Raw genomic sequence first — 25,913 nt, 5'->3', positions numbered from 1 at the left:
CTGGAGGCAGGTTCTGTGCGGGACCGCCTGAATGAACCGCGTCGCGCGTCTAGCGCGTCATCATTCAAGTGGAACCGTAAATGGTACGTTTTTTTGTCGCGCATTACCCGTGGGTTTTTCAGGGCGGCCATGCCGCGTCGTGGGTTCAGATCACGTGGATCTGGGCGGCTTTGGCCACCGCTGAAATTTTATTGCTGGCGTTCAGCTTTCGCATGCAGCTGCAAACATGGAAATTCACCGTGCGCTCGGAAAGACAAAGAATTCTGCCCACTTCCGACGCGGTCTTGCCTTGGGCTGACCACCTCAGCACCTCGATCTCCCTGGGTGACAAGTGGCACTGCTGCTGGTCGGCCGCGGTCTCGGACATTTTCTTGCCGGCCAGGGCATGCAGTTTCTGGCTGGCGAAAATGGCGTAGCCGAGGTTCCCGTAGTGCTCTTCTATATCGATGGGGGAGTGGGTCCGTGCAAGGCTGAACAGGCTGTGATGGACGCCCTTTTCATCATGGACCGCTTGGGTCCAACCATATTTGAGCCCCTGTCGATTCAGCTCGCGCCACAACTTCGGTGCCTGGGCGTAAACATCTTCGTCCCAGAGGATCGGGAGCGGTGATTGATTGCAATGTGCTATTACCGGGTCGTTTGAAGCATAACCGTTTTGTTCATATATCCTGTCCCATCCATAAGGATAATTGTTGAGGTTCACCTTGCTGGCGTGCTTGTCTGGGCTCCCGTGGTAGGCGGCAAATGCGCAATATTCAAATCCCTGATTGTTAAAGAAATTCAAAATCAGACGATAAGCCGTCTGCAGATCTTTTTCACAGGCTAACTTCCTCAGCTGTAAGTCCTTCCACTTGTCCATCGCTCTCTCCTGGGTTGATTCGTCCATGCGGATCCAATCCCTGATGCGAATTTTTAGTGTAGGACTATTCTTGCTTCGTAGTGATTTTTTTTAATCTGCTTACAATGCTGTCCTATCTTGCGAAAGACGCTTTTAGTCAATTTGTTTTTACATGTGCTTAAAGTTGTACAAGTTTGGTAAAGGATATGGGCGGATAAATCAGAGTTGCGATTAAAGTGCCATTACTCGTCTTTGGGTGGTGGCGCCGCTCACTTTGCGGGACACTGTGTTTCTTGTCCCGCTGGAGTGACTCATGACCGACAACGCAGAGAAGTTCACCCGCCAATCGCTCCTCGAAGTCCAGCCACTGACGCCCCATCTGTTTACGTTGCGTACAACCCGGGACCGCGGCTTTCGCTTTAAGGCTGGCCAGTTCGCCCGGCTGGGCGTGGTCAAGGCGGACGGCACCACCGTCTGGCGGGCGTATTCCATGGTGTCTTCGCCGTTCGATGAATATCTCGAGTTCTTTTCCATCGTGGTGCCGGATGGCGAGTTCACCAGCGAACTCAGCCGCCTGCGTACCGGTGACAGCCTGTTGGTGGATCGGCAGGCGTTTGGCTATCTGACGCTGGACCGTTTCGTGGATGGCCGGGATTTGTGGCTACTGTCCACGGGAACGGGAATTGCGCCGTTTCTTTCGATCCTCCAGGATTTCGAAGCCTGGGAAAAATTCGAGCGGATCATCCTCGTGTACAGCGTACGCGAGGCGCGGGAGCTGGCGTATCAGGAGCTGATTCAGGCGTTGCCCCAGCGCGAGTACTTGGCCGAGTACGCCCACAAGTTTCGCTTCATCGCCACGGTCACCCGTGAGCAGCATCCCGGGGCGCTCAATGGGCGCATTACCACGCTGCTCGAAAATGGCGAGCTGGAGCGGGCGGCCGGAGTAGCGCTGACGCCGGAGCATTCGCGAGTGATGCTGTGCGGCAATCCGCAAATGATCGACGACACCCGCAAGCAGCTCAAGGCCAGGGGCCTGCAACTGAGCCTCAGCCGCCGGCCAGGCCAGGTGGCGGTGGAAAACTACTGGTAGAAAAATGGCGCCCAACGGACGCCATTTTTAACGGTGCATGTGTCAAGGCCGCTCGTTCTGGGCCTTGAGCAGATCGCGGATTTCGCTCAGCAGCAGCTCTTCCTTGCTTGGCACTGGCGGTGCGCTTGGCGCAACGGCTTCTTCGCGCTTGAGGCGGTTGATGGCCTTGACGCCCATGAAGATGGCAAACGCTACGATGATGAAGTCGATGGTGCTCTGGATGAATTTACCGTAGGCCACTACCACGGCAGGCGCATCGCCTTGGGCGGCCTTTAAGGTAATGGCCAGGTTACTGAAATCCACCCCGCCGATCAGCAGGCCGATGGGGGGCATGATCACATCGCCAACAAATGACGAGACGATTTTGCCGAAAGCGGCACCGATGATGATCCCGACAGCCATGTCGACGACATTGCCCTTGACCGCGAAGGCCTTGAACTCGCTTAGCACGCCCATGAGTTATTCCTTGTGGCATTTGAAATGGATAGTTGGCAGTGTAAGCCAGCCCAACGCGTCCTGCTTGAAACCTCTGCTTACAAGCTCCCGTTATCGACCCCGACGAGGGAGGAAAGTTTTCAAAGTGCCATCAATCGCGCGTGATACGCGGTTTCAAGGTGATCCCTTACAACGTTTTCTCTATCAACGCGGTACGGGATTTCTATTTAGGTTTTTCTTCTTCGAACACTAGCCTCTGGATGGCGCACATGGATGCGCTCTATAAAATCAGAGGAACACGCCTATGAACACTTCCCTTGGCTACGGGGCTTTTCGCCACCGCCGCGCTTTTTTCGTGTTGACCGCCAGCCTGTTGTCCTTGTCCGTGCAAGCGGCCACCCTGACCCGGGACAACGGTGCGGCAGTGGGCGACAACCAGAACTCACAGACCGCCGGACCCAACGGCCCGGCCCTGCTTCAAGACGTGCAACTGATCCAGAAGCTCCAGCGTTTCGATCGCGAACGTATCCCCGAGCGCGTGGTGCATGCCCGCGGCACCGGTGCCCATGGCTCGTTCACGGTTTCCGATGACCTGAGCGATCTGACCAAGGCCAAGGTGTTTGCCGCCGGCCAGGTCACGCCAGTGTTCGTGCGTTTTTCCGCCGTGGTGCATGGCAATCATTCCCCGGAAACCCTGCGCGACCCCCGTGGCTTTGCCACGAAGTTTTATACCGCCGACGGCAACTGGGACTTGGTGGGTAACAACTTCCCGACCTTTTTCATTCGCGACGCCATCAAGTTTCCCGACATGGTCCACGCATTCAAACCCGACCCACGGACCAACCTGGACGATGATTCACGGCGTTTCGACTTTTTCTCCCATGTTCCCGAATCGACCCGAACCCTGACCGAGCTGTATTCCAACGCTGGCACGCCGGCCAGTTATCGTGAGATGGACGGTAACGGAGTGCATGCCTATAAGTTGGTTAATGCGAAGGGTGAAATTCATTACGTTAAGTTTCATTGGAAAAGTTTGCAGGGGCTGAAAAATCTCGATCCGAAAGAAGCAGTGAAAGTTCAAGGTCAAGATTACAGCCATATGACCACCGACTTGGTCAGCCATATCAATAAGGGCGACTTTCCCAAGTGGGATTTGTACGTTCAAGTCTTGAACCCACAGGACTTGGCCTCCTTCGACTTCGATCCGCTGGACGCCACCAAAATCTGGCCGGGCGTACCTGAGCGCAAGGTCGGGCAGATGGTCTTGAACCGTAATCCGGCGAACGTCTTCCAGGAAACCGAACAAGTAGCGATGGCGCCGGCCAACCTGGTGCCAGGGATCGAACCCTCCGAGGATCGCCTGTTGCAAGGGCGAGTGTTTTCCTACGCCGATACGCAGATGTATCGCCTGGGCGCCAATGCCCTGCAACTGCCAATCAACGCCCCCAAGGTGGCGGTGAACAACGGTAACCAGGACGGCGCGATGAACCCGGGCAGCACCAGCACCGGCGTGAATTACCAGCCGAGCCGCCTGACGCCACGTGAAGAGGCGCCAGCGGCCCGCTACAGCCAGACTGCGCTGAGCGGCAGTACCCAGCAGGCGAAGATCCAGCGCGAGCAGAACTTCAAGCAGGCCGGCGAGCTGTACCGCTCGTTCAACCAGAAGGAGCGCAATGACCTGATCGACAGTTTTGGCGGGTCGTTGGCGACCACCGATGACGAAAGCAAGCACATCATTCTGTCCTTCCTCTACAAGGCTGACCCTGAGTACGGCACCGGCGTGGCCCGCGTCGCTAAGGGCGATCTGGCCCGGGTCAAGGCACTGGCGGAAAAACTGACCGACTGATGGGTCTGTGGGAGCCGAGCTTGCTCGCGATTCAGACAACTCGGTCTGGCCGCAGCAGTGTGCATCACGAGCAAGTTCGCTCCCAAAGCGTTGAGTCATGAGGAGACGTCACGATGGGAAAATTCTTTTTAACGGTACTTGCGACCTGGTCGGTCAGCGTATTGGCCGATCAGCCAATACCCACCGAGCCGGCGGCGGTACAGGAGCAGCTGCAAACCTATTACTTCGACGCCGCCCGCCGGGGCGATATACCTATGCTCGATACCTTTATCGAGGCCGGTTATTCGCTGGGCACCCAGGACGAAAAGGGTTACACGGCTTTGATCCTGGCCGCTTATCACGGCCATGACGCCGCAGTCGAGCGGCCGCTGGCCGCTGGCGCCGATGCTTGCGCCCAAGACAAGCGCGGCAACACGGCGCTGATGGGCGCGATTTTCAAGGGCGAGGTGCAGATTGCACGGCGTTTGCTCGCGACCGATTGCAGCCCGGACCAGCGCAACGGCGCCGGGCAGACCGCCGCGATGTACGCCGGTTTGTTCAAGCGTGCCGAGTTGCTCGACGCCTTGCGGGCCAAAGGTGCCGACCTGGAGGCGCAAGACCCGTTGGGCAATACGGCGGCCGGCCTGGCCAAGGGTGAAATCAGAATGCCGGCCCCGCAGTGAAGCCCGCCTGGGCTATCATCGCGGTTTTTATCCCGGAGTTCAGATGGCCAAGGCAAAGCGCATGTATGGCTGCACCGAGTGCGGCTCGACCTTTCCCAAATGGGCCGGCCAGTGCAGCGAGTGCGGTGCCTGGAATACCCTGACCGAAACCATGGTGGAAAGCGGCGGTGCGGCCGCGCCTACCGGTCGCACCGGTTGGGCCGGCCAGCAGGCGCAGATCAAGACCCTGGCCGAAGTCAGCGTCGAGGAGATTCCGCGTTTCTCCACCGCATCCGGTGAACTCGACCGGGTACTGGGCGGCGGCCTGGTGGACGGTTCGGTGGTGCTGATCGGCGGCGACCCGGGCATCGGCAAGTCGACCATCCTGCTGCAAACCTTGTGCAACCTTGCCACCCGTATGCCGGCGCTCTACGTCACCGGCGAAGAGTCCCAGCAACAGGTCGCCATGCGGGCCCGGCGCCTGGGACTTCCCCAGGACCAGTTGCGGGTCATGACCGAGACCTGCATCGAAACCATCATTGCCACGGCGCGCCTGGAAAAACCCAAGGTGATGGTGATCGACTCGATCCAGACGATTTTCACCGAGCAGCTCCAATCGGCCCCGGGCGGCGTGTCCCAAGTGCGCGAAAGCGCGGCGTTGCTGGTGCGTTATGCCAAGCAGAGCGGCACGGCGATTTTCCTGGTGGGTCACGTCACCAAGGAGGGCGCGCTGGCGGGACCGCGCGTCCTGGAGCACATGGTCGATACCGTGCTGTATTTCGAAGGCGAATCCGACGGTCGCCTGCGTTTGCTGCGGGCTGTGAAGAACCGCTTTGGCGCTGTCAACGAATTGGGTGTGTTCGGCATGACCGACCGGGGCTTGAAAGAGGTCTCGAACCCTTCGGCGATTTTTCTGACGCGTGCCCAGGAAGAAGTACCGGGCAGCGTGGTCATGGCGACGTGGGAAGGCACCCGACCGATGCTGGTGGAAGTGCAAGCGCTGGTCGATGACAGCCACCTGGCGAACCCGCGCCGGGTCACCCTGGGCCTGGATCAGAATCGGCTGGCCATGCTGTTGGCCGTCCTGCATCGGCACGGTGGTATTCCCACGCACGACCAGGACGTTTTCCTTAACGTTGTGGGCGGGGTCAAGGTGCTGGAAACCGCGTCCGACCTTGCATTGATGGCAGCAGTCATGTCCAGCCTGCGCAATAGGCCTCTGCCCCATGACCTGCTGGTGTTCGGTGAAGTGGGGCTGTCGGGCGAGGTCCGGCCGGTGCCCAGTGGTCAAGAGCGGCTCAAGGAAGCGGCCAAGCATGGCTTCAAGCGCGCCATCGTGCCCAAGGGCAACGCGCCGAAGGAAGCTCCGCCAGGGTTGCAGATCATTGCGGTGACGCGCCTGGAACAGGCGTTGGATGCGTTGTTCGAGTAACTCGCCTTCCCTGTGGTGAGGGAGCAAGTTGCGTCACCACAGGCGGTCAAATCTGGATCAACGCGGCCAATTCTCGTTCCAGCTCGTCATGATCGGCCAGGTTCAGCTCCACCAGCCGGCGCAGGTGGGCGATGGAGTCCAGGTCGATATGCTTGCAGACGAAGCCCAGGTGGCCGTGATCGTCGTGGGTCAAGCGGACCTTCATCTTCACCTCAACTTCGTTGCTCAGGTGAATATCAGCCGTGAACGGTTCTTGGGCGTTGCCCAGCCAGGGCTGGGGTTTTTCGATCAGCAGTCCCTTGAGGGACAGGTCCAGGAGTTTCACCGGCCAGGTGAACGGGCCCTGGGTCAGTTCGGTCTTGGCATGGAATTCGATTCGCACGAAGCGGCGGCGTTCGCTCATTACGCGTTCCCTCTGAAGATTCACTGACTATAGACCCAACTGGCAACACGTCCTCACCGTTCGACCGGTGACAGACCAATGTCGGGTATGGCCTTTGCGCCGGTAAGCGCTAAACTCGGGGTGCTGTCTTTCTTGTCCACCCTGGCCGGAATATAAAAATGAAAAACAATAATAGCCTGCTGCGCCATGTACCTTGGCTAGTGCTGGCCGTCATCGGTGCGTGCGCCCTGGGCGTCGTGGCCTTGCGCCGAGGCGAGGCGATCAACGCCCTCTGGATCGTCGTCGCAGCCGTGGCCATCTACCTGGTCGCCTACCGCTACTACAGCCTCTTCATCGCCAACAACGTGATGCAACTCGATGCGCGCCGGGCCACGCCTGCCGTGCTCAACAACGATGGCCTGGACTACGTCCCGACCAACAAACACATCCTCTTCGGCCACCACTTCGCGGCCATCGCTGGCGCGGGGCCGCTGGTCGGGCCGGTGCTGGCGGCGCAGATGGGCTACCTGCCCGGCACGCTCTGGCTGATCGCCGGCGTGGTGCTGGCCGGTGCGGTGCAGGACTTCATGGTCCTGTTCCTGTCCACCCGCCGCAACGGTCGCTCCCTGGGCGACATGGTGCGCGAGGAAATGGGCCGCATCCCCGGCACCATCGCGCTGTTCGGCTGCTTCCTGATCATGATCATCATCCTTGCGGTGCTGGCGCTGATCGTGGTCAAGGCCCTGGCCGAGAGCCCGTGGGGCATCTTCACGGTGATGGCGACCATCCCGATCGCGATGTTCATGGGCGTCTACATGCGCTACATCCGCCCGGGCCGCATCGGTGAGATCTCGCTGATCGGCGTGCTGTTGCTGCTGGGCTCGATCTGGCTGGGCGGGCAGATTGCCGCCGATCCGGTCTGGGCCAAGGCGTTCTCGTTCACCGGGATCCAGATCACCTGGATGCTGATCGGCTACGGTTTTGTCGCAGCGGTGTTGCCGGTGTGGCTGATCCTGGCGCCGCGGGACTACCTGTCGACGTTCCTCAAGATCGGCACCATCGTCGCCCTGGCGATCGGCATCCTGGTCACCATGCCCGAGCTGAAAATGCCGGCGCTGACCCAGTTCACCGACGGCACCGGCCCGGTGTGGAAGGGCGGTCTGTTCCCGTTCCTGTTCATCACCATTGCCTGCGGCGCGGTCTCGGGCTTCCATGCGCTGATCTCCTCGGGCACCACACCCAAGTTGCTGGATAACGAAACCAACGCCCGCTATATCGGTTACGGCGGCATGCTGATGGAGTCCTTCGTGGCGATCATGGCCATGGTCGCTGCATCGGTGATCGAGCCCGGCGTGTACTTCGCCATGAACAGCCCGGCGGCGATCGTCGGCGGTGACGTGGTGGCTGTGGCGCAGACTGTCAGCAGCTGGGGTTTTGCAATCACCCCTGAAGCGCTGCAAGCGGTGGCCAAGGACATCGGCGAAACCACCGTCCTGGCCCGTGCCGGCGGTGCGCCGACCCTGGCGGTCGGTATCGCGCAGATCCTGCACTCGGTGTTGCCGGGTGAGAACACCATGGCGTTCTGGTACCACTTCGCGATCCTGTTCGAAGCGCTGTTCATCCTCACGGCCGTGGACGCCGGCACCCGTGCCGGGCGGTTCATGCTCCAGGATCTGCTCGGCTCGTTCGTGCCTTCGCTCAAGCGCACCGAATCCTGGCCGGCCAACCTCATTGCCACCGCCGGTTGCGTGGCGCTGTGGGGCTATTTGCTGTACCAGGGCGTGATCGATCCGCTGGGCGGCATCAACACCTTGTGGCCGCTGTTCGGCATCTCCAACCAGATGCTGGCCGGTATCGCCCTGATGCTCGCCACCGTGGTGCTGATCAAGATGAAGCGCCAACGCTACGTCTGGGTCACGTTGCTGCCGGCGGCCTGGCTGCTGATCTGTACCACCACCGCAGGCCTGATCAAGCTGTTCGACGCCAACCCTGCGATCGGCTTCCTGGCCCTGGCGCGCAAATACAACGACGCCCTGGCTGCCGGCAGATCCTGGCCCCGGCCAAGAGCGTCGAACAGATGCAGCACGTGGTGTTCAACGCCTACACCAACGCAACGCTGACGGTGTTGTTCCTGTTCGTGGTGTTCAGCGTCCTGTTCTACGCGCTCAAGGTCGGCATCGCCGCCTGGGGCACGAAAGAGCGCACGGACAAAGAAGCCCCATTCCAGGCCCTGCCGGACGCTTGATAGAGGATTGCAACGATGTTCAATGACTTGAGTCGCCTCGGTAAATACCTCGGTCAGGCCGCCCGCCTGATGGTCGGCATGCCCGACTACGACAACTACGTCGAGCACATGCAAACCAAGCACCCGGACAAGCCGATGATGGACTACGAGGCGTTCTTCCGCGAACGCCAGGAAGCCCGTTACGGCGGCAAGGGCGGGCCCAAGTGCTGTTGAATTGATGTAGCCCCTCCTGTGGGAGCGGGCTTGCTCGCGAAGGCGTCAGGTCAGTCGCCATTGATGTGGCTGACCGACCGCCTTCGCGAGCAAGCTCGCTCCCACAATTATTTTGGGGCGGTTTCAAAATTGGCGTACAGCACAAACGCTTTCATTCTTCATGCATCAAGGAGATTCAGTTTTGTCCTCTCCCATTCCGGTCACCATCCTCAGCGGCTTCCTTGGCGCCGGCAAGACCACGCTGTTGCGCCACCTGCTCAAGGCCGGGCACGGCTTGAAAATCGCCGTGATCGAAAACGAATTCAGCGATGCCGGTATCGACACCCAATTGCTCGGCGATGAGCCGGTGCAAGTCATGACCCTGGCCAACGGCTGCGTGTGCTGCACCATCCACACCGACCTGACCAAGGCCCTGTACCTGTTGCTCGAACGGCTGGACAGTGGCGAGATCGCTTTCGACCGCCTGGTGATCGAGTGCACCGGCCTGGCCGACCCGGCGCCGGTGGCCCAGACATTCTTCATCGACGAAGATTTGCGCGAGCGCTACATCCTCGACGGGATCCTGACCCTGGTGGATGCCGCTCACGCCGACGTCCACCTGACCCAGGCCATCGCCCAAGCCCAGGTCGGGTTTGCCGATCGCCTGCTCCTGAGCAAGACCGACCTGGTGGACGCGGCGCAAGTCCAGGCCCTTGGCGAGCGCCTGACGCGCATCAACCGGCGGGCGCCCATCAGGGTGGTGGAACACGGCAAGATCGACTTGGCCGAACTGCTCGACATCCGTGGCTTCAATCTCAATGCGGACCTGGGGGCAGGGTTCAGCCTGCGGCCGGTCGGCAAGGCCACCCCCGGTGATCGGATCAGCAGCCTGGTGCTGCGCACCGACAAACCGCTGGATATCGAAAAACTCAGCGAGTTCATGAATCAGTTGCTGGAAGAGCACGGCAAGCAGTTGCTGCGCTACAAAGGCGTTCTGAACATCGCTGGCGAACCCCGCAGGTTGGTTTTCCAGGGCGTGCTCAAGCTGTACGGTTTCGATTGGGACACCGATTGGGCTCCCGGCGAAGCCCGGGAAAGCGTGATCGTGTTCATCGCCGACGAACTGCCCGAAGAAAAAATCCGCGCAGGCTTCGAAGCCATCCTACTTTGACGTCCCGCTAACTGCGGTAAAACCTTGTGGCGAGGAAATAACTCCCCGCCACAAGGCTGTCTGGGTTTTTTGGGCTGGCCCTACATGCCTTCGCGCAGGCTCAAGATAAAGGTGATCTTTGATTTTTCCTCGGTCTCGGCAAGATAGATATAAGGCGAGCCACGTACTCTTAATCCACCGACATATTTGTTCACAGTGGTCATGAGCGAGACAGGCGTATGTGGGGTGTTGATGTTTTTTCGCGTGATGATGTTTTGTTGATGGTCAACAAGGATGAAACGCGTCGGATTAACAGTGTTTGAACTTTCTGCCCCGAGCACTTCAAGCAAGCTCCTGCTAATCAGTTTGTTATAGTGTTCCCCGGGGTTTTTCAGGGTCAGGATGTAGCCGTTGGGCGTCGGCCGGAAATGCAACATCAATTGGGTGCGGTCCACGCCTTGGGCTTCGGGGCGCATGCCGAGCAAGTGTGAGTGATCCTGGGTTTGCGGTTTGCCGGTAAAAAATCCACCACTGAAGGAACTGACGGTGGCCATCGCGGGTTTACCGTGCAGTGTTTCAAGTAGATTTACGCGAGCGTCAAACATGCGAAGCGACGCATGAAAAGATTGTTCACTGTCCATGTGATCATTCAGTCCTTTATTGAGTTTTGAAGTGTGGGATGGAGCGAAGCGGATCTTATTGGTTTATTGATCGTCGGGGGTGTTATCTGTATTGCAGGAAGTTAAGTGTGAAGGCGGGTATTGAGTGTTAGAAGTTAGTTGGAAGGGTCTATTTAATAATCAATAAAAAAGCCCGCATCTTTCGAAGCGGGCCTTTCTTTATTGCGGCCTTGCGGCCTTGCGGGCTATTAAGCGCCGTACACCGGCAGCTTCTTGCAGATAGCCTTGACCTTCTCGCGAACGGCATCGATGACCGCTTCGTTGTTCAGGTCAGCCAGGATGTCGCAGATCCAGCCTGCCAGCTCCTTGCACTCGGTTTCCTTGAAACCGCGGGTGGTTACGGCAGGGGTGCCGAAACGCAGGCCCGAGGTGACGAACGGGGAACGCGGGTCGTTGGGCACCGAGTTCTTGTTCACGGTGATGAACGCCTTGCCCAGCGCCGCGTCGGCGTCTTTGCCGGAAATTTCCTGCTTGATCAGCGACAGCAGGAACAGGTGGTTTTCAGTTCCGCCGGACACCACGTCAAAGCCGCGCTCGATGAATACACCGGCCATGGCCTTGGCGTTCTTCACCACTTGCTGCTGGTAAGCCTTGAATTCAGGTTGCAGCGCTTCCTTGAAGCAGATCGCCTTGGCGGCGATGACGTGCTCCAGCGGGCCGCCCTGGGCGCCCGGGAAGACGGCGGAGTTCAACTTCTTCTCGATGTCGGCGTTGGCGCGAGCCAGGATCAGGCCGCCACGTGGACCGCGCAGGGTCTTGTGGGTAGTGGTAGTGACCACGTCGGCGAACGGCACCGGGTTCGGGTAGACGCCCGCGGCGACCAGGCCCGCCACGTGAGCCATGTCCACGAACAGGTAGGCACCGACTTTGTCGGCGATTTCACGGAAGCGCGGGAAGTCGAGGATCTGCGAGTACGCAGAGAAACCGGCCACGATCATTTTCGGCTTGTGCTCGAGGGCCAGGCGCTCGACTTCGTCGTAGTCGATCAGGCCGTTGCCGTCGATGCCGTACTGGACAGCGTTGTACAGCTTGCCCGAGGAGGAAACGCTGGCGCCGTGGGTCAGGTGGCCGCCGTGGGCCAGGCTCATGCCCAGGATGGTGTCGCCGGCCGACAGCAGCGCCAGGTACACGGCAGCGTTGGCTTGGGAACCGGCGTGGGGCTGGACGTTGGCGTAATCGGCGCCGAACAGTTGCTTGGCACGGTCGATGGCCAGTTGCTCGACCACGTCGACGTATTCGCAGCCGCCGTAGTAGCGCTTGCCTGGGTAGCCTTCGGCGTACTTGTTGGTCAGTACCGAGCCTTGAGCTTCCATCACCGCGGGGCTGGTGTAGTTTTCCGAAGCGATCAGCTCAATGTGCTCTTCCTGGCGCTGAGCTTCTTGCTCCATGGCGGCAAAGAGATCGGCGTCGTACTTGGCAATAGTCAAATCACGGCTGAACATGGCGGTCCTCAAGGATCGGGGGCAGAAAAGGGGGGCATTCTAACCCAACCGGTTTTGGAAGGCATATGAAAGGACGTCATGTGGCGGACGAAAGGGATTCACCCAGTACTCAGCGTTGCCCGGGCGGGCCCCTTCGCGAGCAAGCTCGCTCCCACATTTTGAAATGCGTTTCCCCTGTGGGGGCGGGCTTGCTCGCGAAGAGGCCCGCCCAGCCACCACAAGATTTCAGTCGAGCATGAACAGCGCATCATTACTGAACTGCGCTTCAAACCGGTTGGCCGGCATCGGCCGGCCGAACAGGTAGCCCTGGACTTCGTCGCAGCCGTGTTCGCGCAGGAAGTCCAGTTGCTCGTGGGTCTCGACGCCCTCGGCGATAACCGCCAGGTTGAGGCTGTGGGCCATGGCAATGATCGCCCGGGCGATCTGTGCATCCTGCTCGCCGGACGGCAAGCCATCGACGAAGGTGCGGTCGATCTTCAGCACGTCGATGGGAAATTGCTTGAGGTAGTTGAGCGACGAATAACCGGTGCCGAAGTCGTCCACGGCGATGCTCAGGCCGAGGTTCTTCAGGCCGGCCAGGATCTGCATGGCCTCGCTGACTTCGCGCATCAGGATACTTTCGGTCAGTTCCAGCTCCAGGCACGCCGGTGGCAGGCCGGTGCTGCGCAGGATATTGGCGATGCGCGTGCCGAGCTGGCCGTCGGAGAACTGCCGGGCCGAAATGTTGACCGACACCTTCGGCACCCGGACCTTGTCCTGGTGCCAGGTCCTGAGCTGCCGGCAAGCTTCGGTAATGACCCAGTCGCCGACGTCCACCACCAGCCCCAATTCCTCGAGGACCGGGATGAAGTCCCCCGGCGGCACCAGCCCGCGTCGTGGATGGCGCCAGCGCAGCAGGGCCTCGGCGCCGGTCAGGCGCTTGCCGTCACCGCTGAATTGCGGCTGGTAATACAACACGAATTCGTTCTGCTCCAAGGCATGGCGCAGGTCGCTTTCCAGTTCCAGCCGTTCCAGGGCGCTGGCGTTCATGTCGGCCTGATAGAACTGGAAGTTGTTCTTGCCGCGTTCCTTGGCGTGATACATGGCCGTGTCGGCGTTTTTCATCAACTGGCTCAGTTCGTTGCCGTCCTGAGGGCTCAGGGCGATACCGATACTGGCAGTAACGAAGAACTCTCGACCTTCGAGCACGAATGGTCGAACCAGGCTGGCGAGGATCTGCTCGGCCACGGTGATCGCCCGGTTCAGCGCCATTTCGCGGCTGACCCGCGGTTGCAGCAGCAGGGTGAACTCGTCGCCGCCCATGCGCGCCACGGTGTCGTCGTCGGCGACACAGCCGAGCAGCCGGGTGGCCATTTCCTTGAGCATCCGGTCGCCAGCGGCATGGCCCAGGGAGTCGTTGATCGGCTTGAAGCGGTCCAGGTCGAGGAACATCAGCACGACCCAGGATTTCTGCCGCTCGGCCGATTGCAGCGCGGTGTGCAGGCGATCCTGAAACAGCGTGCGGTTGGGCAGGTGGGTCAGGGCGTCATAGTAGGCCAGGCGATGGATGCGCTGCTCGCTGGCCTTGCGTTCACTGATGTCGCTGAAGAAACACACGTAGCTGGCCAGGTCGCCTTCGTCATCGAGCACGGCGGTGATGCCGACCCAGGCGGGGTAATGTTCGCCATTGCGACGCTTGAGCCAGACTTCGCCTTCCCAGGTGCTGTGCTGCTGAAGTTGCTTGAGCACGTAGCGCAGGTGGGCTTCCTGCTGCTCGTCCACGGTCAGCATGGTCGGCAACTGGTCGAGAACCTGCGACACCGCATAACCACTGACGCGGCTGAACGCTTCGTTGGCCTGGACAATGTAGCCGGCCGGGTCAGTGATCAGGATCGCCGAAGTGGAATGCTCGAATACCGTGGCGGCCATGCGCAGGTCTTTTTCGGCGCGGCGCTGCTGGCTGATGTCACGGCCGACACCGAGCACCCCTTCGAACCCGCCATTGTCATCCCACACCAGCACCAGCCGGAGTTCGATAGGGATTTTGCGTCCATCGGCACGCAGGCAGTCGAACAGGTACAGCTGGGTTTGCATCTGGTTGCGCAGCTCGGCCAGTTGCTCGGGCTTGTCGAGGGCCTTGCTGACCCGGTCCATCAGGGTATAGATGCCGGTCAACTGTTGCGGATTGGCAATGGTCGACTGCCAGCCGTTCTGGAAGATCCATTCGGCGTTGTAGCCCAGCACCGCTTGTACCGATGGGCTGACATAGTTGAGCGAAAGCTTGCTGTCAGTGGAAAAAATCACATCGCTGATGCTTTCGGCGAGCATCCGGTAGCGCTGTTCGCTGTCACGCAGGGATTCACTGGCCTCGATCTGCTCGGTGACGTCCTTGGCCACGCCGATGATCCGTGTCACCTGGTTATGCCGGTCCCGAGCCAATGCCTGCTCGCGGATGTCGAAGCGCCGCCATTTGCCATTGCGATGGCGAAAGCGCAACTGGCATTGCAGCAGTTGGGCGTACCCGGCCCGTCGTTGTTCCTGACGCAGGCCGTGATAGTGATCGGCGTCTTCGTTGTGCAGCAGGATTTCCCAGAAGTATTCACCCATCTGGTGCAGTTCGGTGCGGTCGTAGCCCAGGGTCTGGCCCAGGTGATGGTTGCTGAAGATCATCCGCTGGCTGATCACGTCTTGCACATAGAGATGATCCGGTACGGTGCGCACCACATCGGACCAGAAACCCTCGCGCTCGAGCAGCGAAAGCTCGATCAGCTTGCGGCTGGTAATGTCGTTGATGCTGAGGATAACGGCGCTGTAGTCTTGCTGATTCTCTGGCAGGCGCAGCACCAGCCACAGATGCTGTTCGCGGCCATGGGCGTCCTGGAGCCGGATTTCCAGTTCCAGTTGCTTGTGTTGATCGAGCAACGCTTCGAGCAGCTTAGAGCCAACGGGGTTGCTGTCCTGCGGCGCCTTGCCGACCAATAACTGCCAGGCCTGTTCGCAGGAATCGACATTGAGCAGTTTCAGCGCCATCCGGTTGACTTCGGTGACGTGAACTTCCTGGCGCAGCAGTTCGAGTTGCTCGGGAGCCTCCAGCCAAGCGCGCAACTGATCGCCATCGCGCAGGCCGGCCCGCTCGAAAAACGCCTTGAGCCCCGACAGGTCGAGCACGCAAAGGGCCACGCCAGTGCCTTCGAAAATATCCTGGTAGCGACGCCGACCTTCGTGCAATTGCCGTTGGCGCCGCCGCATGTTCAGCAGCGCAATCACCGGCAGCAACGAAAACGCCAAGCCCAGCAGGCATTTGCCGATGAAGGCCGGCAGCAGTTGCTCGATCACTTGACTGCGGTCGAACAAACCCCGCAATTGCCAGTCGCTGCTACTCAGCGGCACGGTCAATACGGTGTTCTCCAAGTCCTCCGGGGACAAGCGGGTAGGGCTGATCGAGGGCAGGCTCTCGTCGCGGCTGATGATCTGCTGGTTGAGGCGGTTTTCCACCACCCATAGCGGGCGCAGCCCCACATCGGCCTGCTTGGTCAGTGTTGCAAAAAAACTCGGGGTCAGGCGCAGGGCCCAATAGCCGCGACTGCTGCCGCTGGCCTGATGCAACAACAGATGCACGACGGAGCCGTCTTCGGCATTGCTGAAATAGTGGGCCTGGGCGCGACTGCGCCGCACCAGTTCCCCCAGGAAATCGGCGTCCTGGCTGTCGGCTTCGCTGTCACTGAGCACCCGGCCGGAAGGGCTCAGCAAGGCCAGGCTGCGCAATTGGGGCAAGGATTGCTGGAGCTTGCGGACCAGGGCCTGCTGTTCGTCGACACTTTGCGGTTGTTCGACGATCGGTAGCAGGTTGAGGGCGATTTGCGCGTTCAAGGCCATGTTCAGGCTGACTTGCGCGGCCAGGTCGGCGGTGTAATCGATGGTGTATTGGCGCTGTTGCTGCTGGGTTGCACGCAATTGATCGAGCAGTTGCCAGAAGAGCAAGCCGAGCAACAGCAACACTAACGTAGCCAGCGCGCCCTTCAATGTCCCGCGCAGGGGCGAGCCGGGCACGACGGTCGGTGCACGTGGGGACAGGGGCGGCGTGACGTTGGACAAGCTGTAATCCTGCGGTTTGCTGGACTGGCGCGACGTGCACTATAAGCCGGACGGCCGAAGGGCGGCTAGCATGCCTTGCCTTGTGGCAAAGTGCCAGCCCCTGGCGGCTGGACCTTGACCGACGGTTGAGGTAGCTTTGCCGGTCAAACAAGAGCGCTCCAGCTCCAGACATCCAGGCTCTATCGGCCCGCAGGCATTGATGTCAATCACATGCCGGCGCCGCGCATGGCCTGGCTCGTTCTTTTTCACCTGTCACTGACGCTAGGTTCACCATGGCTCAATACGTCTTCACCATGCATCGGCTGAGCAAAGTTGTTCCGCCGAAGCGGGAAATCCTGAAAAACATTTCGCTGTCGTTCTTCCCTGGCGCCAAGATCGGCGTCCTGGGCCTCAACGGTTCGGGCAAATCCACACTGCTGAAAATCATGGCCGGCGTCGATAACGAATTCGACGGCGAAGCCCGCCCGATGCCGGACCTGAACATCGGCTACCTGCCCCAGGAACCGCAGCTGGACCCAAGCAAGACCGTCCGCGAAGTGGTCGAGGAAGCGGTCAGCGTCATCAAGGACGCCCAGGCACGGCTGGACGAAGTCTATGCGGCCTATGCCGATCCGGATGCCGACTTCGACAAGCTGGCCGCCGAACAGGCCAAGCTCGAAGCGATCCTGCAGGCCAGCGATGGCCACAACCTGGAGCGTCAGCTGGAAGTTGCCGCCGATGCGTTGCGCTTGCCGGCGTGGGACGCGAAGGTCGAACACCTGTCAGGCGGTGAAAAGCGCCGCGTGGCCCTGTGCCGCCTGCTGCTGTCCGCCCCGGACATGTTGCTGCTCGACGAACCGACCAACCACTTGGACGCCGATTCCGTCGCCTGGCTCGAACACTTCCTGCACGACTTCCCGGGCACCGTGGTCGCGATCACGCACGACCGTTACTTCCTGGACAACGTCGCCGGCTGGATCCTGGAACTGGACCGCGGCGCAGGCATTCCGTACGAGGGCAACTATTCGGGCTGGCTGGAAGCCAAGTCCGATCGTCTGGCCCAGGAATCCAAGCAGCAGTCGGCCCATGAAAAAGCCATGAAGGAAGAACTGGAGTGGGTGCGCAAAGGCGCCAAGGCCCGCCAGTCCAAATCCAAGGCACGTCTGCAACGCTTCGAGGAAATGCAGTCCCAGGAATTCCAGAAGCGCAGCGAGACCAACGAGATCTATATCCCGGCCGGCCCGCGCCTGGGTGACAAGGTCATCGAATTCAAGAACGTCAGCAAGGGCTACGGCGACCGCGTGCTGATCGACAACCTGTCGTTCTCCATGCCCAAGGGCGCCATCGTCGGTGTGATCGGTGGTAACGGCGCGGGTAAGTCCACGCTGTTCCGTATGTTGATGGGCAAGGAAACACCGGATTCGGGCAGCATCGAAATCGGCGAAACCGTGCAGTTGGCGTGCGTCGACCAGAGCCGCGAGGACCTGGACGGCAGCAAGACCGTGTTCCAGCAGATTTCCGACGGCTCCGACCAGATCCGCATCGGCAACTATGAAATCCCTTCGCGTACCTACGTAGGACGCTTCAACTTCAAGGGCGGAGACCAGCAGAAGTTCGTCAAGGACTTGTCCGGCGGTGAGCGCGGCCGCTTGCACCTGGCGTTGACCTTGAAAGAGGGCGGCAACGTCCTGCTGCTTGACGAACCGTCCAACGACCTTGACGTCGAAACCCTGCGTTCCCTGGAAGAGGCCTTGTTGGACTTCCCGGGCGCCGCCATTGTGATCTCCCACGATCGGTGGTTCCTCGACCGTGTGGCGACCCACATCCTGGCGTACGAAGACGATTCGCAAGCGGTGTTCTTCGAAGGCAACTACACCGAGTACGAAGCCGATCGCAAGAAACGCCTCGGCGAAGCAGCGGCCCAGCCGCATCGCGTGCGGCACAAGAAACTGGCCTGATTCGGCCATCCGGTAAGCTGTAAAACCTGTGGGAGCGGGCTTGCTCGCGAAGGCGTCGGATCAGTCAGCATTGTGTTGACGGATCCACCGCTTTCGCGAGCAAGCCCGCTCCCACAGTGGTTTCGAGCTCTTCTCAAAAATGTGTGATCGTTCTTATCTGCTTTAGCCGACGTACTTATACCGGTATCGCAAAATCAAGCGAAAGTATGTTGGGAATGCTCGGATCCATCACATACAGCAGGGCATAACCCGCGCCCGCAATACCGGTCAGCAGGCTGACGTCAGGCACACGGTCGCTGTCAAGCGATGGCCCTTCGAAAAACTGCTGGGCGACGTCCTCAAGCGCCTTCCTGACCCTGCCCAGGCCGTCGGCGTTATCTGCATGCCGATACAAGTCATACAGGCAGACCAGATTGCCGAAGTCGCCATGACACAGGTTGTAGCCCTCGCCAAACCCATGCCGCCAGAGATTGTTCTCGCACCGCTGGATGTCGTCGAGCACGGTCCGCCGGGTCGCTTCGTCCAGTGCGTGTCCCATCGATTGCATGAGCTGTCGCCTGGCGATGAGGATGCCTCCATCGCCGTGGCACCATTTGGATGTATGGTCCACGGGCCCAAGGTCGCGCAGGTCCAGCCAGAAACCATCCCGGCTCAAGCGATTTTCCCCCTCAAGCACCTGGACGGCCAGGGGCACCAACGCCGCATCGCCGGTCACGTCATACGCTTTGCACAACGCATGAATGACGCCGGAAAGACCGTGAGACAGCCCGGTCAAGATGACGGAGCGATCATCGCGCCGTAGAAGCTGGCCTTCCTCAACCAGGATTTGCTCCCTTATGTAGTCAACCATGCGTCGAATGGCCGACAGCACATCCTCGCGCGCGGACAGCGCATGGATATTGGCCAATAGCGTCACCGCGCCGCAGCAACCTGCGAGGAAGTCGAAATCATAGTTTTCGGGAGGCACTTCAATCAGTTGGGTCAGCAGGTCGGCGATTCTTTCATCATGTTTTGGATCGCCCGTGATATGCCGCCGGTTGATGAGCAGATAGAGGTAAGACCCCAGCCCATGATAGGCACTGACGCTTAGATCGGTCTTGAAGAAACCGAAGTGTTGCTCCAGGGAGTACAGCACCTGGTCCGTGAGCCTCAGAAAGCGAGTCTGGCCACTCACTTTGAACAGGCTCAGATAGAACAACCCAATCCCGGCGATACCGGAATACAACCCATGGTCCATGGGCGTGGGGTATCTTCGTTGCGTCGTGGGGTGCAAGTGAAAAGACAGCCAGCTTACGTCTGGCGCTGTTCCCATGACAGCGAGCGCCTCCACACGGGCGGCGATACTCAAGACTGCTTCGAGTCGGTCCGTTGGGGGCGCGTCTAGAGGCTTCACGTGCGTCTGCCTGGTGCGCAGTGGCGGTTGGCCGTGGGGCTCTGGAAACAGGCAGATTTCGAGCAGGGTGCATTGCAGTGCCTTGTCTGCTTGGGAAAGGTCAGCCAGTTTCTGCAGGCAGCTCCTGATCGGTGGCTCCACCGGGGCCATTTCTATGGTTTCGCCCTGGGTGCTTGTCAAGTAGCTGGAGTTGAGGGACATGGTGAAACACGGAATGCTGGATCTTCGCAAGTCGGCGATTTCATAACGGGGAATGTTCTTCTCCCGATAGACGTCCTTCAAGTCTTTCCACAGGGTGGCCAGCAGGAGTTCTCGATCCAGCATGTTTTGCATAAAACGTGGATGGCGGCTTAGTCCGATGAAGTCGGCATAACGCTGGGAGTTCTTGAACAGTACCCGGGTGGACAATTCGCCTGCCGAATATTCCAGGCTCTGCATGATCGAACGCCGATGAATCATCAACTGGTCGTAGGCATATTCAAAGCCATCAAGAAGTTCCGCTTTATACGCTTCGAATCCCCTGTGTTCACCGTGGCAGTGTGGTAGATGTTTTTGCAGCGGCTGATGTTCGAATTGAACCTTACGCAAATGATAGAAGCCATCTTCGAACACCAGTGATTGGCGCGAGGAAATGAACTGCTCTTGCCGCGTGAGTCCGCTCTGGTCGTTTTTGGAGTGATGCGAAAAAGGTAGGAAGCCACTGGAGCACACCGACTGTTGAATCAACTTGAATGCATTGAACAATGCGCAGTTGGCAGGTAGGTCGTGCAGCAGCTCGCTGGTAGACGCGGTGAACAAACACTCGAGGTCAATCATGACCGGGCTGCTTGCACACGCAATGATATTTTCGTAGTGAAAATCGATGCCGTTCAGTGCGTGGATAAGGGCCATCTGCGCGCCCATTCTTTTATAGAACAGCGCGATGTCCGCTTCGCTGTCGCAAGGCAGGTTGTCGATTCTTTCTACCCAGCTGTGCCGCTCATGACTGAGGATTTTGGGGGCATGGATAGAAAAACAATCGGCGCCTGTCCACTCGTGCAATTGTCCAAGAAGACGATTGAAGAACAGCGCCTCCCGGCTCGCTCTGGGTTTGTAGACCAGGGATAGCGCGCCGATTTTTACTTCGCAGACCGTTTCGCCGCGGCCATGGGGATCACCCAGGCCGAGTTCGATCGCCTCGATTCTTCGGGAGGGGATACAGAACGCTTTCTCAAGCGCTTCAATATCGGCGGCGAAGTCGAGGATGACTGCATAAAGGTAGCGGCTGGTGTCTTCCAACAGATCCAGCAACAGGCTGGCCAACACTGGATAGGATTCAAAAAATGTTTGCAGCGGCAATGTGCGCAGCTGTTCATTGAAACCGGTCAGATCGATGCCATCGCCGTCGGCAATCCGTGTGTTCAGATAATGCACCAGGCTTTGTTCCGAAGTGCGTCCGACCCGGGCCAGCACATAGCGTTCAAGGCTTGCGAACAGGGCAGGTTCATCGATATGCATCGATGCAGTGGCGTAGCGCGGGTCGGCCTTGAACATGTCCACGAAATAAAGAAAAAAACGGTAGCCGAACCAATAAAAATTGTCCTCGCCTGCCGAGGTCGTTTTCGTCTCGGTGCCAAGACTGTCTAGCTGGATAATCTTTGCCTTCAAGGCATCCAGGGCGGTTTCGCCGTCGAACGGCAAGCGCTGGTTGTTGGCTGGGGCCTTGATGTAGGCGGACAGTTGCGCCCTGTCCAACCCAAAGTACTTCAACAAGGCCTGGTCATCCGCGTGCAGGCGGGTCAGGTTGTTTTCAAAAAGGGCGATTTCGCGAGCGGAAGAGAATCTGTGCTGGCCTCGCTGATTCAGCTTCAGGGAGTTGATAAGCATGCCGTAGCTCCTGACATGGATAGAGCAGGCAATGCCTGCTCTATGTTTTCATCGATGGCCTGTTTCGGCGATCAGTCGAGCGGGATCAGCAGCCCAACGTGGAGCATTCAAGATTGGTGCATGTCCCGAACGTGTTGCATTCCATTGTCGTTGCCAGTATTTCTGTCATGTTATTAGCAGGCGCTTGATAGGCGTCGAATTCGAGGTGGAAGTCGCCGGACATGTTCAGGATCTGTTCGCTCATGATAGTTTCCTCATCAGTATTAACAGTAAGTACAGTGACCACAGGTCGATCGGGTGCCAGCAAGTGCATCCGAACTGTAGGACGTTAATGAATTTGTTTGTGAAGTTAGGGAGTGTCAGGGTATTGCTTATGTAACGTTTAGCACAAAAGCGCGGTGCAGTGGACAGTGCCACACTCGACAATGGTCAGTGCGGTCGCTTCAATGCCAGGGTTATTCGCGTGCTGGTAGGACTTGAAGTCGCACTCGAAGTTGCCGGACATCGCCAGTAGTTGCTCGCTCATGATGCACCTCCGTTGTGATTGTTGCGCACTTTTGAAGTGCGGGAAAACAGTAGCATGCGGCTGAACTAACACCAACTTGTCGTTATGACTTTATGTTGCGATTACGCCGGTCAGGCATCTAGATAATTGTCGGTTTGCTGGAGGGCTAATAGGCATTGAACAAGCAAGGCGGCAATGAGCTGAATTTGATATTTTTTTATCGTTGTTTTTATTAAGGCGCACGTTAATCGAGATCTATGGCAACGACTTCAATGGCGAGATTCCCCGCCGGTCGCTCCCATATCACCTCATCGCCAATCCGGGTTCCCAATAATGCCCGCCCCAGAGGCGACCCCCAGTTGACCAGCCCATTGGCCGCGTCGGCCTGGTCTTCGCCGACCAATTGCACCCGCCGTTCGTGATCCTCTTCATCGACGAACGTTACCCAATGTCCGATTAGCACTTGCTCGGATGCGTTCGGCGCTACGACTTGCGCGCTTTGCAAACGCTGATTGAAATATCGCAGGTCCCGTTCGATGTCAGCGAGGCGCTGCTTGTCTGCCTGATCGCTGCGGGCAGACTGCTGGGCGTGCAAAGCCTGCAACTCGGCGACCCGGGCCTGTAGCTGGGCGAGCCCGGTGGGCGTGACGTAGTTGGGTTGCGCGCTGATCTGGCGCTCGACCGGCTGGTCGGCCTGGGCAGCTGCGGTGTCTTCGTTGACGAAAGCGCGACTCATGGTGTTCTCCTCTATTGGAGTTTGGGCCATGGTCGCAGGCTTTTGGTTTCGATGAATGTCTACGCGCGACTTATTGCGAACGATAGGCCCGGGCGGCGTCCCGATCCTTCTCTTGCTGCCAGGCGCGTTCGCGCTCGTCCCAGTGACGTTCACGGTAGGCATCGCGGTCCTCGCTTTCGCGCATCGCCTGGCACTGGCGGAAACCGTCGCTCCAGCCTTCGGCGTAACGGGCATCCTTGAGATAGCGCGGCACATCTTTTCTGAACTGGCCCGTGATTGCACCGGCCGCTTGCCGACCACTGCTGCAACCGTCGTCATAGCCGTCGGCGAATGCCGGTGGATAACCTCGGGAAATCAGGTCTTCATGGGTCGTTTCGCAACCACCGAGCAACATCAACATACCCAGCATTACCACCGCGCGTTTCATCTTCTGCCTGCCTGACGTACCTACTTACCAGAAGTCTAGAAGTGGATTCGTCAGGCCGGTGTGAAAGCGCTGTGATTTATCTGTTCGTCTCTGCATGCGTACGGCTTGCCCTACTCAATAGTGATACCACTTCACCTCGAGCATCACCTCGTTTTCCGGCGACGCCATGTGGCTGAATTCGCGCTGGGCACTCAAGCGCAGGCCGAGGTTGCGGGATATTTCCCACTGTTGATTCAGGCTCAGGCTACGACGCACTTCGCCGTTGACGAAATAATCGCCCTTGGCTTCCACGCTCAGGTTGCCCAATGGGTTTTTCCACAGCACGCCGCTGTTGAAACCGGTGGCTGGGGCGATGAACTGGGCGAAGTCGTTGTTGTGCTCGACCCGCACCGTGCCCAGGGCGAAGCCCAAGACATCCTCCCCCAGTGCCCATGTACCGCCGGCGCCGCCGTTGACGTGGCTGACCAATGTCTCATCGTCGTGCTTGCCCGGTACCCGCTCCAGGCCGCCGGTGACCTGCCAGGACAGCGGTTGCAGCAGCTCGTTGCGCGGGGTCAGGGAGCGTATGGTCGCCAGGTCCAGTTGTTGCACCTGCCAATCGTTGCCTTCGTACTGGCGCAGTTTCAACTGCAGGATTTCGATCTGCGCCCCTAGCGGGAAGCTCTCGGCGTTGTCGTTGAGATCGTGGTAGGCCATGCGCAGGCCATACTCGCCGAATGCCCGATCTCCTCGCGTGCCGAGGCCGGCCTGCCAGGTACGCGATTCATGGCCGTCCTCGGGCAGGCCCGGCCGGGGGATATCGAGCTCCGGCGCAGGGTTCTGGTTGATCGCTCGCAACAATTGGAAGCTGCGCTGGGCGCGTTGCGGATCACGCTCCTGGCCATTGGCGCGATAACGCTCCAGGCGATAGGCCGCATCGATGATCAGCGCCTGGCGTGCCCGTGGCAGCGCCTTGAAAGCGGGAGTCTGCAGTTGCTCTTGGTCGGCGCTGATCTTCAGTACCCATTGTTGTTCGTCGCCGGTGAGCGGTTCGGCGCGGCTGAGCAGTTCCCGTTCACGGGACGGCCGATACTCGATACTTTCCACCAGGCCGGCTTCCTTCACGGCCTTGACGGTGTCGGTGGGGATCGCTGTCAGCGGGAATTGTTCGGTCAGGCGCAGGCTGGGACGAGCCACTTGCAGTAATTCGAGCAGGCGATAGGAACAATTCTCGTCGAAAAAGAAATAGTCGAATTGGATCTGCTTGAGCTCCCAGACGTGCTCGACCATGCGTTCGGTTTCCGCCTGGCTCAGGTTGAGGCGGTATTCCCACAGGTCGCGGTTCTCCAGGCTGCGGTATTCGGAGAGTTTTTCTTGATAGGGCACCAGGGCGAACAGGCCGGGATAGCCGCCCATCAGGCCTTTCCAGGCGTAAAGAATGCTGTTGTCCGAGCCCTCGATGTAGGCGCCGAAATTGATCGCGTAGCTGAGCAGGGCGGTCTTGTCCCTTTGCACGTCCGCCTGGTCGATGCGCAACAAGGTGTGTCCGAACATTGAAGAAGGGCTGTTCAGGTAAGCCGCGGGAAAGATCATCACCGCGCTGTGGGGAGACACGTCCTTGAACCACTGGGTGAATTCGCTGCAATTGACGGTGGGCAGGTCCGTCAGGTTCAGCTGTGCCTTCAACCAGCGCGTACGCGCCGGGTATACGCACTGGGCATGTCGCTCGCCGGCATTGGCTGGGGCGTACAGGGCCTGCAGCGTAGCGGTCAGTTCTCGGTCGGGGTGCTCGTTGCCATCGGGTGCGAGGAAGAATTTGCGGTCGCTGATATAGCTGCGCCAGCCGCCAAGCTTGGCGGTTTCGTAGTGGCCCAGGGAAATCCAGAAGCGGTCGTTGGCCAGTTGCTGCAAACGTTGAGGGTCGACATGAGGCGCGGCGGACAGCGGGGCGCACACACAGAGCGCCAGCCAGGCAAGGCGTTTGAGCATAGTCGGCTACTTGGGAAGTCGAAAAATAAAGACCGGAAGGGGCCCCAAAAAGAAAACCCGCTCCCCGAGAGGAGCGAGTGGTGTCGAGCTTAAGCTTGAGTCGCGTACTTGGCCAGGCGCGGATCGCTTTTCAGTACCGCCAGGGTGTTGGTATGCACGTCTTCTGCGGTCACGTCAGCCTTGCTGAAGATCTGCTGGAAGTGCTCGTGGGTGACAGCGGAGAAATGAGCGCGGTCTTCCGGTGCTACGCCCAGTACCACGGCATAGGTGGTCAGCGCTTCGCCCTGACCCTTGGCCATGTCTTCGGACAGCTCGTTCATCATGCCGTTCATGGCCAGCCAGGACTTGCCACCGTAGGTCAGTGCCGCGTTGGTCGAGCAGCCGTTGGTACCGGAGGTCATGCCGAAGGTCGCGTTGCCGGACGTGCCGTTGGTGGTGGATGCCAGGAAGTGAGCCGGGGTGCCACGCTGACCTTCGAACAGCATGTTGCCCCAGCCGCAATCCGGACCGCCCGGCGCCTGAGCCATGGCGTTGATGGATACAGCGGTGAAGAGAGTACCGAGAAGAATCCGTTTCATAGCTATGTTCTCTTTATGTGCATACCAATGGACAGGGTCTGGCACCTGGCGGCGCC

Annotated in this window: 20 protein-coding genes and 1 pseudogene; 8 read left to right on the top strand and 13 right to left on the bottom strand. The window is 59.3% G+C overall.

The features are described from left to right. Positions 1-145 precede the first annotated feature (145 nt). On the bottom strand, positions 146-886 hold the full coding sequence (locus PFLQ2_RS04555) for an autoinducer binding domain-containing protein (protein WP_172680634.1): 741 nt from the start codon (positions 884-886) through the stop codon (positions 146-148). 265 nt (positions 887-1,151) lie between these two features. Here PFLQ2_RS04555 and PFLQ2_RS04560 point away from each other — a divergent pair, with 265 nt between their 5' ends. After that, positions 1,152-1,928 carry a ferredoxin--NADP reductase gene (locus PFLQ2_RS04560; protein WP_003185649.1) on the top strand — a complete coding sequence of 259 codons (777 nt, stop codon included), beginning with the start codon at positions 1,152-1,154 and terminating at the stop codon, positions 1,926-1,928. A 42-nt stretch (positions 1,929-1,970) separates the two neighbouring features. On the opposite strand, the gene mscL is transcribed toward PFLQ2_RS04560, so the two are convergent. Continuing rightward, positions 1,971-2,384 carry a large-conductance mechanosensitive channel protein MscL gene (gene mscL, locus PFLQ2_RS04565; protein WP_003185647.1) on the bottom strand — a complete coding sequence of 138 codons (414 nt, stop codon included), beginning with the start codon at positions 2,382-2,384 and terminating at the stop codon, positions 1,971-1,973. Positions 2,385-2,667: 283 nt separating this feature from the next. Between mscL and katB the strand changes: the two genes are divergently transcribed. From katB to radA, 3 genes are all read left to right on the top strand, one after another. After that, positions 2,668-4,209, top strand: a complete 1,542-nt coding sequence (gene katB, locus PFLQ2_RS04570; RefSeq protein WP_003185646.1) for a catalase KatB — start codon at positions 2,668-2,670, stop codon at positions 4,207-4,209. Positions 4,210-4,322: 113 nt separating this feature from the next. Then, positions 4,323-4,871 carry an ankyrin repeat domain-containing protein gene (locus tag PFLQ2_RS04575; protein ID WP_003185645.1) on the top strand — a complete coding sequence of 183 codons (549 nt, stop codon included), beginning with the start codon at positions 4,323-4,325 and terminating at the stop codon, positions 4,869-4,871. Between the two features lie 43 nt (positions 4,872-4,914). Next, positions 4,915-6,282, top strand: coding sequence for a DNA repair protein RadA (gene radA / locus PFLQ2_RS04580; RefSeq protein WP_003185644.1), 1,368 nt, complete (start codon positions 4,915-4,917; stop codon positions 6,280-6,282). A gap of 46 nt (positions 6,283-6,328) precedes the next feature. Here the strand turns inward: radA and PFLQ2_RS04585 are convergent, their stop codons facing one another. Continuing rightward, positions 6,329-6,685, bottom strand: a complete 357-nt coding sequence (locus PFLQ2_RS04585; RefSeq protein ID WP_003185643.1) for a PilZ domain-containing protein — start codon at positions 6,683-6,685, stop codon at positions 6,329-6,331. A 158-nt stretch (positions 6,686-6,843) separates the two neighbouring features. Here PFLQ2_RS04585 and PFLQ2_RS04590 point away from each other — a divergent pair. The 3 genes and pseudogenes from PFLQ2_RS04590 (at position 6,844) to yjiA (ending at position 10,272) form a co-directional block, all read left to right on the top strand. Continuing rightward, a pseudogene (locus tag PFLQ2_RS04590) lies at positions 6,844-8,909 on the top strand (carbon starvation CstA family protein). Between the two features lie 15 nt (positions 8,910-8,924). Beyond that, entirely contained in the window at positions 8,925-9,122 is a 198-nt protein-coding gene (locus tag PFLQ2_RS28205) for a YbdD/YjiX family protein (protein WP_003182142.1), read from the top strand. A 181-nt stretch (positions 9,123-9,303) separates the two neighbouring features. Beyond that, a complete protein-coding gene (yjiA, locus tag PFLQ2_RS04595; RefSeq protein WP_003185638.1) occupies positions 9,304-10,272 on the top strand; it encodes a GTPase in 969 nt (322 codons plus the stop codon). 80 nt (positions 10,273-10,352) lie between these two features. Here yjiA and PFLQ2_RS04600 read toward each other — a convergent pair whose 3' ends face one another. From PFLQ2_RS04600 to PFLQ2_RS04610, 3 genes are all read right to left on the bottom strand, one after another. After that, positions 10,353-10,892: a hypothetical protein gene (locus PFLQ2_RS04600; RefSeq protein WP_003185636.1), complete on the bottom strand. Its 540-nt coding sequence runs from the start codon at positions 10,890-10,892 to the stop codon at positions 10,353-10,355. A 227-nt stretch (positions 10,893-11,119) separates the two neighbouring features. Then, a complete protein-coding gene (gene glyA, locus PFLQ2_RS04605; RefSeq protein ID WP_003185634.1) occupies positions 11,120-12,373 on the bottom strand; it encodes a serine hydroxymethyltransferase in 1,254 nt (417 codons plus the stop codon). Between the two features lie 225 nt (positions 12,374-12,598). Further along, positions 12,599-16,447: a sensor domain-containing protein gene (locus tag PFLQ2_RS04610; protein WP_003185631.1), complete on the bottom strand. Its 3,849-nt coding sequence runs from the start codon at positions 16,445-16,447 to the stop codon at positions 12,599-12,601. A gap of 272 nt (positions 16,448-16,719) precedes the next feature. Between PFLQ2_RS04610 and ettA the strand changes: the two genes are divergently transcribed. Further along, positions 16,720-18,384 carry an energy-dependent translational throttle protein EttA gene (ettA, locus tag PFLQ2_RS04615; protein ID WP_003185630.1) on the top strand — a complete coding sequence of 555 codons (1,665 nt, stop codon included), beginning with the start codon at positions 16,720-16,722 and terminating at the stop codon, positions 18,382-18,384. A gap of 175 nt (positions 18,385-18,559) precedes the next feature. Here the strand turns inward: ettA and lanM are convergent, their stop codons facing one another. The 7 genes from lanM to PFLQ2_RS04640 form a co-directional block, all read right to left on the bottom strand. Further along, the gene (gene lanM, locus PFLQ2_RS04620) at positions 18,560-21,643 is read right to left on the bottom strand and encodes a type 2 lanthipeptide synthetase LanM (RefSeq protein WP_003185628.1); all 3,084 of its coding nucleotides are present in this window, start codon (positions 21,641-21,643) and stop codon (positions 18,560-18,562) included. A gap of 85 nt (positions 21,644-21,728) precedes the next feature. Next, positions 21,729-21,887: a hypothetical protein gene (locus tag PFLQ2_RS30510; protein WP_003185626.1), complete on the bottom strand. Its 159-nt coding sequence runs from the start codon at positions 21,885-21,887 to the stop codon at positions 21,729-21,731. Between the two features lie 138 nt (positions 21,888-22,025). Further along, a complete protein-coding gene (locus tag PFLQ2_RS30505; protein ID WP_003185624.1) occupies positions 22,026-22,169 on the bottom strand; it encodes a hypothetical protein in 144 nt (47 codons plus the stop codon). Positions 22,170-22,392: 223 nt separating this feature from the next. Continuing rightward, positions 22,393-22,884, bottom strand: coding sequence for a GreA/GreB family elongation factor (locus PFLQ2_RS04625; RefSeq protein WP_003185622.1), 492 nt, complete (start codon positions 22,882-22,884; stop codon positions 22,393-22,395). A gap of 70 nt (positions 22,885-22,954) precedes the next feature. Further along, positions 22,955-23,311, bottom strand: coding sequence for a hypothetical protein (locus tag PFLQ2_RS04630; protein WP_003185620.1), 357 nt, complete (start codon positions 23,309-23,311; stop codon positions 22,955-22,957). A 114-nt stretch (positions 23,312-23,425) separates the two neighbouring features. Then, a complete protein-coding gene (locus PFLQ2_RS04635; protein ID WP_003185618.1) occupies positions 23,426-25,279 on the bottom strand; it encodes a DUF4105 domain-containing protein in 1,854 nt (617 codons plus the stop codon). A gap of 89 nt (positions 25,280-25,368) precedes the next feature. Continuing rightward, positions 25,369-25,857 carry a DUF3015 domain-containing protein gene (locus PFLQ2_RS04640; protein ID WP_003185616.1) on the bottom strand — a complete coding sequence of 163 codons (489 nt, stop codon included), beginning with the start codon at positions 25,855-25,857 and terminating at the stop codon, positions 25,369-25,371. Positions 25,858-25,913: the final 56 nt, after the last annotated feature.

Origin of the sequence: Pseudomonas fluorescens Q2-87 (assembly GCF_000281895.1) — a bacterium.
Classification (GTDB): domain Bacteria; phylum Pseudomonadota; class Gammaproteobacteria; order Pseudomonadales; family Pseudomonadaceae; genus Aquipseudomonas; species Aquipseudomonas fluorescens_S.
This window is presented reverse-complemented; position numbering and strand designations above follow the sequence as displayed.

Bases quoted from the DNA above. Each gene is read 5' to 3' on its own strand.
- PFLQ2_RS30510 (WP_003185626.1), bottom strand. From the start codon at position 21,887: ATGAGCGAACAGATCCTGAACATGTCCGGCGACTTCCACCTCGAATTC.
- PFLQ2_RS04560 (WP_003185649.1), top strand. From the start codon at position 1,152: ATGACCGACAACGCAGAGAAGTTCACCCGCCAATCGCTCCTCGAAGTC.
- glyA (WP_003185634.1), bottom strand. From the start codon at position 12,373: ATGTTCAGCCGTGATTTGACTATTGCCAAGTACGACGCCGATCTCTTT.
- lanM (WP_003185628.1), bottom strand. From the start codon at position 21,643: ATGCTTATCAACTCCCTGAAGCTGAATCAGCGAGGCCAGCACAGATTC.
- PFLQ2_RS30505 (WP_003185624.1), bottom strand. From the start codon at position 22,169: ATGAGCGAGCAACTACTGGCGATGTCCGGCAACTTCGAGTGCGACTTC.
- PFLQ2_RS04625 (WP_003185622.1), bottom strand. From the start codon at position 22,884: ATGAGTCGCGCTTTCGTCAACGAAGACACCGCAGCTGCCCAGGCCGAC.
- ettA (WP_003185630.1), top strand. From the start codon at position 16,720: ATGGCTCAATACGTCTTCACCATGCATCGGCTGAGCAAAGTTGTTCCG.
- PFLQ2_RS04600 (WP_003185636.1), bottom strand. From the start codon at position 10,892: ATGGACAGTGAACAATCTTTTCATGCGTCGCTTCGCATGTTTGACGCT.
- PFLQ2_RS04630 (WP_003185620.1), bottom strand. From the start codon at position 23,311: ATGAAACGCGCGGTGGTAATGCTGGGTATGTTGATGTTGCTCGGTGGT.
- PFLQ2_RS04640 (WP_003185616.1), bottom strand. From the start codon at position 25,857: ATGAAACGGATTCTTCTCGGTACTCTCTTCACCGCTGTATCCATCAAC.
- mscL (WP_003185647.1), bottom strand. From the start codon at position 2,384: ATGGGCGTGCTAAGCGAGTTCAAGGCCTTCGCGGTCAAGGGCAATGTC.
- PFLQ2_RS04555 (WP_172680634.1), bottom strand. From the start codon at position 886: ATGGACGAATCAACCCAGGAGAGAGCGATGGACAAGTGGAAGGACTTA.
- PFLQ2_RS28205 (WP_003182142.1), top strand. From the start codon at position 8,925: ATGTTCAATGACTTGAGTCGCCTCGGTAAATACCTCGGTCAGGCCGCC.
- PFLQ2_RS04575 (WP_003185645.1), top strand. From the start codon at position 4,323: ATGGGAAAATTCTTTTTAACGGTACTTGCGACCTGGTCGGTCAGCGTA.
- PFLQ2_RS04635 (WP_003185618.1), bottom strand. From the start codon at position 25,279: ATGCTCAAACGCCTTGCCTGGCTGGCGCTCTGTGTGTGCGCCCCGCTG.
- radA (WP_003185644.1), top strand. From the start codon at position 4,915: ATGGCCAAGGCAAAGCGCATGTATGGCTGCACCGAGTGCGGCTCGACC.
- PFLQ2_RS04585 (WP_003185643.1), bottom strand. From the start codon at position 6,685: ATGAGCGAACGCCGCCGCTTCGTGCGAATCGAATTCCATGCCAAGACC.
- katB (WP_003185646.1), top strand. From the start codon at position 2,668: ATGAACACTTCCCTTGGCTACGGGGCTTTTCGCCACCGCCGCGCTTTT.